Source organism: Hymenobacter plasmatis, from assembly GCF_020711255.1.
Lineage (GTDB): Bacteria > Bacteroidota > Bacteroidia > Cytophagales > Hymenobacteraceae > Hymenobacter.
Genome location: NZ_JAJFAW010000028.1, coordinates 71,859 through 81,206 on the forward strand (window position 1 = coordinate 71,859; position 9,348 = coordinate 81,206).

General features: G+C 61.4%; 7 protein-coding genes. All 7 read right to left on the reverse strand.

What is annotated here, in order from left to right:
- Positions 1–4: 4 nt before the first annotated feature.
- On the reverse strand, positions 5–1,414 hold the full coding sequence (locus LJ738_RS17995) for a glycoside hydrolase family 28 protein (RefSeq protein WP_227787750.1): 1,410 nt from the start codon (positions 1,412–1,414) through the stop codon (positions 5–7).
- A gap of 239 nt (positions 1,415–1,653) precedes the next feature.
- Complete coding sequence (rhaM, locus tag LJ738_RS18000) at positions 1,654–1,968, reverse strand: L-rhamnose mutarotase (protein ID WP_227787751.1); 315 nt, start codon at positions 1,966–1,968, stop codon at positions 1,654–1,656.
- A gap of 8 nt (positions 1,969–1,976) precedes the next feature.
- The gene (locus LJ738_RS18005; RefSeq protein ID WP_227787752.1) at positions 1,977–4,835 is read right to left on the reverse strand and encodes a glycosyl hydrolase; all 2,859 of its coding nucleotides are present in this window, start codon (positions 4,833–4,835) and stop codon (positions 1,977–1,979) included.
- Positions 4,836–4,840: 5 nt separating this feature from the next.
- A complete protein-coding gene (locus tag LJ738_RS18010) occupies positions 4,841–5,974 on the reverse strand; it encodes a glycoside hydrolase family 88/105 protein (RefSeq protein ID WP_227787753.1) in 1,134 nt (377 codons plus the stop codon).
- Between the two features lie 193 nt (positions 5,975–6,167).
- The gene (locus LJ738_RS18015; RefSeq protein WP_227787754.1) at positions 6,168–7,400 is read right to left on the reverse strand and encodes an oligogalacturonate lyase family protein; all 1,233 of its coding nucleotides are present in this window, start codon (positions 7,398–7,400) and stop codon (positions 6,168–6,170) included.
- 267 nt (positions 7,401–7,667) lie between these two features.
- Positions 7,668–8,351 (reverse strand): response regulator, encoded by a 684-nt coding sequence (locus LJ738_RS18020; protein ID WP_227787755.1) that lies wholly within the window; start codon positions 8,349–8,351, stop codon positions 7,668–7,670.
- A 264-nt stretch (positions 8,352–8,615) separates the two neighbouring features.
- A complete protein-coding gene (locus tag LJ738_RS18025) occupies positions 8,616–8,975 on the reverse strand; it encodes a hypothetical protein (RefSeq protein ID WP_227787756.1) in 360 nt (119 codons plus the stop codon).
- Between the last annotated feature and the right edge of the window lie 373 nt (positions 8,976–9,348).

A 9,348-nucleotide genomic window follows, 5' to 3' on the forward strand; every position in this document is an offset into this window, starting at 1 on the left:
AAATCTAAAACTTGATGTTCTGGCTGTTTTGCACGGCCACGGGCTCCTGGTCCTGGGCGGTGATGTTCACGTTTTTGATGGTCCAGCCGGTGGCGTAGCTGATGCCACCGGCGGTGGCGGCGGTCATGGTGATGTTGTCGAGGGTGATACCTTCGAGCAGGGAATTGGGCTGGCCTTCGGCCGAGATGGCGGTTTTGGCGTTCGTCACCCGCACGTTGCTGATATGCACATTGCGGAAGTGGGGCATGCCTTTTTCGGCTGGCTCCACTTTGGTCAGCATGGCTTTCCAGTGGGCGGGCAGGGTTTCCTGGGTGTAGCCGGCGGGCAGCGTAGAATAGCTGTAGGCGGGGTTCCAGTTCATGGTCATGATGATGCCGAAGCCCACATCGGCCATTTCAATGTCGTCGACCCAGACGTCTTCCACCGTGCCGCCGCGGGTGAGGGCCGACTTGATGCGGATGCCGGTTTTGGTGCCCTTGGCCTTGAGGCGGCGGGCAATGATGTGGCGGATGCCGCCCGAGGTTTCGGAGCCGCAGGTGAAAAGGCCGTCGCCGGCGCCGGCCACGCAGTCCTGGATGAGGACGTACTCGCAGGGGCGGTTCACGCGCAGGCCGTCGGCGTCGCGGCCGGCTTTCAGGCAGAAGTTGTCGTCGTTGCAGTCAATGTCGCACTTTTGAATCAGCACGTAGCTGCTCGAGTCGATGTCGATGCCGTCGGTGCTGGGGCCGTGGCCGCCGAGGTTGTTGCGCACCACGATGCCTTCCACGGTCACATTCTTGGAGTAGAGCACGTGCACCGTCCAGAAGCCCGAACGTTGCAGGGTGATGTTCTTAATGGTAACGTTGGAGGCGTTGGACACGAGCAGGGCGCGCGGCCGCTTGGCGTCGTAGTCGATAATCCAGCGCAGGCCCTTGGGGTCATATTCCTTGCGCATGGCCCAGTACTTGTCCCAGAACACTTTGCCCTGGCCGTCGATGGTGCCTTCGCCGGTGATGGCCACGTTGTCCTGGTCGAGCACGTTGAGCAGGGCGGCGGGCCACTTCATCTCGATGCCGGCCACGCGGGTCTGGATTTCGGGGTAGTCTTTCAGGTCCTGGCTGCCGAGCAGGGTCACGCCCTTATCGAGGCGCAGCGTCACGCCTTTTTTCAGGAACAGCGAGCCGGTGAGGTACTGGCCGGGGGCCAGCGTCACGATGCCGCCCTTTTTGGCTGCGGCGTCAATGGTTTTTTGGATGGCCTGCGTGGCGAGGGTTTTGCCATCGGCCACGGCGCCGTATTTCGAGGCCGAGAAAATGGTTTTTCCAGTCGGCAGGGACTTGGCGCCTACCTGCTTGGTCCACTCGGGCGAGGTGTCGGCGGGCGCCGGGTTCAGCCACGCAAACAGGGAAATAAGCAGCGTAAGAAGCAGGTTCATATAGTCGGGAGGCTAAGTCGGAAAGCAGGGAGAGTGACAACACTGACATGATGCGCGGCAGAAACAGATGAAAGAGGACTCCCACCCAATCTTTTTTCCATCCTGCTACGCATCAGTCAGGTTGTATTTCTCACTCACTACACAAAGCTGGCTTCCCCTCTAGCTCAAACCTTCCCGCACCCTCCTGTTATGGCGAAAGACTTTTTCATTCCTGCCCAACGAGTGGGAAGGCCGGCTTTTTAGTCCATGTGAAACACGCATTCCAGCGGCTGCACCACCGGCGAATGGTCGGGGTTGGTTTCCATCAAATCGGCCATGTAGGCCCACCAGCGCTGCATAATAGCGGTGGCCGGCAAGGCGGCCGTGGTGTGGCCCACTTCCCGCTTCTGCACCGCAAACAGGGTCCCGCTGGCGACGTCGAGATAAATGGAATAATCGCGGATGCCCGCCTGCTGCAACGCAGCGGTGAGCTCGGGCCAGATTTCGGTGTGGCGGCGCTGGTATTCGGCGGCCACGCCGGGCTTGAGCTTCATGGTGAAGGCTACTTTATCCATGGCAGTACTTATTGAACCGGCGCTCCCAGGGAAGCGGGCGTGAGGGTGACGGGGCCCAGCAAGCCCGACTCCAGGGGCTCCCACTTTTCGGCCGTGAAGAGGCCATCGGCGCCGCGGTTTTCTTTGAGCTTGGCGGGCATGTTGGTGTTGTAGAAAATCTTCCAGTCCACGTGGTTGCGGTCCAGGTCGGCAATGCGGTTGGCCATGAGGTTGCTCACCGTCACGGTCAGCGTATTGGTGGGCCGCAGCCGGGACTTGGGCAGGAACACCTGGTAGACCGGCCCAATGAGCGTGCCCATGGGCTGGCCGTTCACCAGCACGCGGGCGCTTTGGGCCACGCGGCCCAGGTCGAGCAGCCAGCCATCGGCAGTGCCCTGGGGAATGGCAAACGTGGTGGTGTAGGTGGCTGTGCCGGAGAACTTCTTGCCCGCCTCGCCGGCCAGCGTGGTCCACGAGGCCAGCTCCCGGGTTTGCAGGCGGGCCGGCAGCTCCGGACCACCCGAAAGGAAGGCCAGGTCCCAGGGGCCGGTGAGGGGCTGGGCCGCGGCGGCGGGGGTCAGGTAGGCATAGGCGGGGCCCGTTACGGCGCCTTCGTTGGTATCCAGGATGCAGGTTTCGCCGGGCGCCAGCTGCAGGTACACTTCGGGCGTGCCCTGGGCCGAGGTGCGCACCGAGGCCATGCCGGTTTGCTCGGTCATGGGGTTGTAGAGGGCCGCCGACTTGGCGGCTGTGTGCAGCGGCACCCAGCCTTTTATGGCCTTCTCGCCCCAGTTGGCCAGGAAGTAATAATGGCCTTTGGCGTGGCTGCGACGCATAAACTGCAGGCCGTTGTCTACGAGGGTTTCGCGCTTCACGCCGGCTTGGGCCAGCAGCTGGCTCACGTCTTTGCCCAGGAGCACCCGCCCTTTGCCCACGGTGGCTTGCTGCACGCCGGCTTGCTTAGTGGCCGCGAAGTTGAGCTGAGCCAGCAGCTTTTTGAAGGCGGCGCGACGGGTGGCCAAGCTGCCCAGGCCGGGAACGTCGTCGGGCGCCTGGCTTTGCAGCACGATGGTGGCGCCGTTCTGGGCCAACTTCAGCAGCTGCTGCAGCGTGGGCAGCGGCATGAGATGGGCCTCGGGCACCAGCAGGGTTTGGTAGGTGGCGCCGCCGCTGGTAGTCAGGCCCTTGCCGGCGTTTACCACCTGCTGCACCTGCTTGTCGGAGATGAAGTCGTAGCCGTAGCCTTTGGCCAGCAGCATTTCGCTGGTAGCTTCGATGGGCATGCCTTTAAAGCCGTGCTCGATGCCATCGAAGTGCTGGAGCAGCACCTTGCCGGGCCGCGTATAGGCGTCGGAAATGGGCAGGTACAGCAGCACGTCGTTGCTGGGCTGGCCGGCTTGCAAAAACGACTGGCAGCGGGCGGCGTACTGGTTCAGCTTGCCGAAATCCGTCCAGAACGGGTTTTGGGGGTTGAACTCCACGGCGGCGTAAAACAGCCAGCCCGGCCACTTGGCCGCCTGCGGCGAATAGGCAGTGCCGTGGTAAAACACGTGGTTGACGCCGCCCAGCAGCATGCGGTCGACGGCCTTTTTCACGTCGCTGAGCTTGCTTAGGAAATGGTCATTCTCCCAGGTTGCCGTTTCGGCCGACGTGAGCGGCTTGCCCGTAACGTGCGCGGCCGACGACGCAAACTTGATGCGCGTGAGGTCCTCCCCTTCCGTTTCGGGGATGTCGGTGGCGGCGTACAAATCCAGGATGTTGGCCGGTGAGCCGTGGGCCTGGTTGCGAATCAGCGCGTCGTGGGTTTTGGCCCAGGTGCCCCAGGTTTTGGTGTAGTTTTCGAGCAGCAGTTCCGAAATCGTTTCGCGGTAGTCGGTGAGCACGCGCTGGTTTTCGTCCTCGGCGGCTTTGTTGAACAGCGCCGGCAGGTGCTGGCGCAAGTCGTAGCCGCGCCGCTTCTGAAACTCCGCAAACATCAGCGGCGTCCAGTTGGCCTCGCCCTGGGCATCGTCTACCTCGTACGAGTCGTTGAAAAACGCCCGGATGGGCTTCACGTCGTAGCCTTTGAAGGCCTTGTCGAAATACGCCAGGTAATGGTCGGTGGCGGTTTTGGAGAGGTGGTCAATGACGTCGCCCTCGCCGCCGGGGCCGGCCCGCTCCACCTGCTTGCCGTGCCAGCCCTGGAAAAGGGCGTACAGCGTCCAGGTGCCGGCCGGCGCCGTCCAGCTCAATTTTCCATCGGCGCCCACTTTGCTGGTCAGGTCCAGCGTCTGGCCTTTGTCCGAATAGGCCATCAGCGTTTGCAGCGGCAGCGGCTTTTCGAAGCGCACCTGGTCCAGCGCCAGGGTTTGCAGGTTTTTATTGGTGGCCACGGGGTCCGAGAGCTGCTTGAGGTCCACCTTGTGCCCCACGGCATTGGCAATGGGCTTTTGCATGAAGCTGACCGGCTCCGTCAGGCTTTCGCCGCCTTTCACCGAGTAGGTGCTGTACGCCACGTACTTCGACGCATCTACCGGCGCCACCCACGGCCCGCCAAAGGGCCAGCCCGAGGCCTGCGCCATGTCGATGCCCAGCCCCAGGCGGTTGGCTTCCGTGAGGGTGTGCGTGAGCATGTCCATCCACTTTGGCGAAAGGAAATCGATGAACTGGCTTTCGGCTCCCTTCACGCCGTAGATGGTCGTGATTTCCATGCCGCCCAGCCCCGCCTGCTGGTACTGGGTGAGCAGGTGGGTGAGGTCGGCTTTGTTTACGGCGCTGCCCTCCCACCACCAGCGCGTCCAGGGCTTGGTTTGCTGGGTGATGGCCGGCCATTTGGGGGCCTGGGCCCCAGCCGGAAGGCTGAGCGATGCCAGGGCCGCGAGGAAAAGCGAAGGAAGGAGTCGTTTCATAGTAGTTATTTCAGCTTGTATACCTCGCTGCCCGCCAGCAGGAAGCAGCCCAGGCCGTAGTCTTCAAAGTCGGGTTTGTTGGTGTAGCTCACGGGCTGGCTGTCTTTGGGCTCCTTGCCGGTGCCCTGCACGTAGCCCAGGAAACCGTCTTTGTGGATGCAGTCGGTCACCATGCCTTTCCAGGCTTTGGCGATGATGGGCTCGTACTGCTGGCGGTCGAGCAGGCCGTTGTTGAGGCCCCAGGCCATGCCGTACACAAACAGCGCCGTACCGGTCATTTCCTTGCCGCCGAAGTGCGTGGGGTCGTGCAGGCTCACGTTCCAGAAGCCGTCGGGGCGCTGCAGCGGGGGCAGCGCCTGCATCATGGCCAGGTACATTTGCTCGTATTCGGCGCGGTGCGGGGCGTCTTTGGGCATCACGTCGAGCACGCGCACCATGGCCGCTACCACCCAGCCGTTGCCGCGGCTCCAGTAGCAGTCTTCGCCGTTGGGCTCTTTATATGGGGGCACAAAGTCCTTGTCGCGCCACCAGAGTTTGTCCTGCGGGTTGTAGAGGCCGTTGGTGCCGTGCTTGGTTTTGGAGTAGTTGTAGATGCGGTACATCTTGCCGTAGTAGGCCGTGTCCTTGGTCAGCACGCCCAGCTTGGCAAACACAGGCATGGCCATTTGCAGGGCATCAATCCAGTTCCAGTCGTCCACCTTGTCGCTGCTCACCATGGCGTCCACGCTGGCCTTGATGTCGCGCAGGCGCTCGGGCCTGGGGTCTATCTGGTACAGCTCCAGGTAGGTCTGGCCGGCGCACTGGTCGTCGGCGTTGCGGTTGGTCACGCCGTTGCGGATGCCCCACTGGTGCTTTTCGCCCCAGTCCACGGCGTAGTCGTAGTAGCGCTTTTGCTTATCGGTCTGGTAGAGGGCCATCAGGCCTTCGTAGTACACGCCGCGCGTCCAGATGTGGCTGGGGCGGGCCTTGTTCGTCACGATTTCCTTGCCGGTATCGGGCCACTTCTTCATGAAGTAGTCGTTGGTCCGGGTCATGGCTTTCAGCACGGCCTTTTTCTTGGCCAACTTCTGCGCCTGGGCCGGCTGCAGCACAAGCAGCAACAAGGCACAAAGGCAGGCTTTCAGGGTGGGATTTAGCATATAGTAATTGTGTCTTCCAAACTTGGCTTTTGCTAGTCAGGCCGAGCGCAACGTCTCGCGTAGGTAAGCAATAATCGTTTGTCATGCTGAGCCTGCGAAGCATCTTATCACGTCAGCACGACTCATTCAAGCGTGATGAGATGCTTCGCTGCGCTCTGCATGACAGGTAAATGCCCTCTGCATGACGTTTTACTTAGGAAGCCGCTTTCGCAATTTCCACGGCGTACACCTGCTCTTCGCCTTCAAAATTGGCCCTAAAAACCAGCCATTTGCCATCGGGCGTGAAGTGGATGTTGGGCTCCAGCTTGTAGCCGTGGTGCTGCATGTTCACGAGCCGCTCGGCCCGGAACTTGTTGCCTTCGGGCCGAAACAGGTTAATCCACATGCCGTCGGGGGCTTTAGCCACCTGGCCGGCGTCGCCGCCGTCGCCGGCAAAGAGCTTCTGGTCGGGCGAAATATTGAAGTGAATGGACCATTCGTTGCGGTCCATTTGGTAGAGCTTTTCCTGGCCAGTTTTCACGTTGGCCCCGGCCAGATAAAAGGTCACGCTGCGGGGCTTCTGCAAATCAAACCAGATGGTTTGGCCATCGGGGCTGAAGAACTCGTGGCCGGCAATCTCGCCGTCTACCGTGCGCTTGTGCATCAGCCGCACGGCTTTGGTTTTGATGTTGATGTGCCAGATGCGGTCCACCTTGCCCCAGGGGCCTTCGTGGCAATACATCAGCAAATTGGGGTCGGTGGGCGAAAACTGCACGTGGCCGAGCCAGGTATTCTCCTTGTAGATTTCCTGTAGCTGCCGGGTCTTCGTGTTTATCGTGAATAGCGCGTGCTCCACGTGGGCATCGTAGATGCGGTTGAAAAAGTCGGACTTTGCCGGGTACTTCCTCAGGATGTCGCGCGCTTCCTGCCCGGCCATGGAGCCTGCTAGCACGGTTTCATCGGCGTTGAGCGAGGTGATGCTGGCCGGGTAGTCCTTGGCAAATACGTACACCAGCCGCGTTTTCCGGGTGTCGACGTTGGTGGCGTACACCGTGTCGCGGGTTTGGTAAAACACCTCCCGGTGCCGGGGCGCCACAATCTCGCCGTGCACTTGGGCAAAGTAGCGGGTCACGGGCGTGGCCTGCCGGGTCTTGAGGTTGAGCACGCGCAGCTGGTGGCCTTTGGCATCGGTGTGGTAATACACCATCAGGTCGCCCTCGCTGCCTTTGGCTTTCAGAAACGGGTTGTTGTGAAAGTAAAAGCCGGCGTTGCTGCCGTCCTGCGGGGTGAGGCGCATCACTTTGTGACCCGTGCTCTGGTCTATCCATTCGGCCGCCGGCATGGGCTTTTGCCCGCCCGTTTCGAGTTTGGCCTGGGCCAGCGCCTGGGTGCTCAGCAGCGCCAGGCCGCCGCAGAGGATGGTTGCAATTCCAATTCGGGTTTTCATAGCAGGGCGGGCAAGTGCAAGTGTGGAACAACCCGGGCCAGCAGCCTTGGCCGCCTCCGCGCCGGTGCGCGGCCCTTCTCTTTTCCAGCTTGCGGGCAAGCCATTGAGGGAAGAACGCATGCAAGAAACCGCGCCTTCAATCCCAAACTCTCCTGTACTCTTCGGTGTGGCCCAGCCACGGCTTCGCCTCCTGCTTTTAGCCCAACCGGAACGGCTAGCTCAACCCGACCCCAACGCGCAGCGGCCCAACCAGCCCAACTCGATAACCTACGAAATCAGCCCTTCGCTAATGGCTAAGCGGATGAGCGAAGCGGTGTTCTTGGCCCCGGTTTTGGTGATGATGTTCTGCCGATGGGTTTCGATGGTGCGCTTGCTGGTAAACAGCAGGTCGGCCATTTCCTGGTTGGTAAAGCCATCGGCCACGAGCCGCAATACTTCCAGCTCGCGCCTGGAAAGCGTCACCGGCGGGTCGGCGGGCATGAGCCGATGGGCCACGGGCAGGCCATCGAGCTGTTTGGCCATCGTTTCGGCCCCTTCGTGCAGCTTTTGCAACGTGGCCAGCCCAACTTCCGAGCACAGAAAGGTGTGGCCCGCGGCCACCGTCCGGATGCCGTACACCATCTCCTTCAGCCCGGCCGACTTCAGCAAATAGCCGTGGGCGCCGGCGCTGAGCATTTGAATAACCCGCTCTTCGCCGGCCGTCACGGTCAGAACCAGTACCTGCACCGCCGGGTGGTGGGCCCGGAGCTGGCGGATAATTTCGACGCCTTCCATGCCGGGCATGTTCAGGTCCAGCAGCACCACGTCGGCGGGCGTGGTGGGCAGCAACTGCAGCAATTCTTCGCCGCGGCCCGCTTCGCCCACCACTTCCAGCCCGGGCTGGTCGGCCAGCAAAGACCGCAAGCCGCTGCGCAGAATGGCATGGTCGTCGACTAACAAAACACGAATCATGGTCAGAAAACGAGAAGGTAAGCGTTGCTCATTTCCGGCACTGCTTCGCCGAAGCAGCCCTGACACAACTGACACAAGAACAAGCTAAACAATTACATCCAACGAGTAGTTTACAAACTCGGTTTCAATGATTTTAAAGCCAAAAATTCTGCATGTCGCTAGCTTAGCCAGCTCAACCATCGGCACGCGCCAGCCGAGACTCCGGCTACTTGTAGCGGGGCACTGCCCATAGTATCGGCTCCTGAAGCGCCAGCGGGCGCAACACTATTCCAGCGCGGGCAGCAACTTGAAATTCGAAGCGTCGACCAGCGAATCGACCAGCGCCGGGCCGGGCTTGGACCGCGAGCCTACCAGGCACTGCCGCAGCTCCGTGCTGGCGTGGGCTACCACCATCTCGATGCCCTGCGCAGCGAAAGCCTCGTGGTACGTCCGCAGCAGCAAGCCCGTGTCGGGCGTGGCATCGGCCAACGCGAGCAGGCTGCAGTCTACCCACACGCTGGTCTTGCCGCTGCGCCCGGCCCGGTGCAGCGCGCGCGCCAGCGCACGCGGGTCCGTGGCCTGCCGCTCAGAGGCCAGAATCAGCAAATAGCTCTTGGGCAACTGGTCGCAATAAACGGTAAGCATATGGAAAAGCGGCGCGCTGCTCCCAAGTCTGGGAGTGCTGGCCTTGGCTCTTAAACCCGGTATACGCAGATGCCGTTCCGCTTGATTGTCTGAACAATACTGATTCTGACTGCGGTTACTACGGATTTCCAACCTACGGGCAGAGGTAAACACAAGCCGCCGGCCCCGATGCCCACCCGGAAAAGGTGGGCGGGCTTTTCAGGAGAGGGCTGCGAAGGCGGAAGCGGAGTATGTTTGGGAATGAGTTGGCCGCCGTGGCATCGGTTCAAAAGCCGCCAGTTGCTATCCGGGCGCACTGAGGTGGTCTAGCTATGACGGACAGAATTGGGACGTGGTTTGCAGTTGGGTTTCGAAGTGGTTGGGCGAGTGGTAG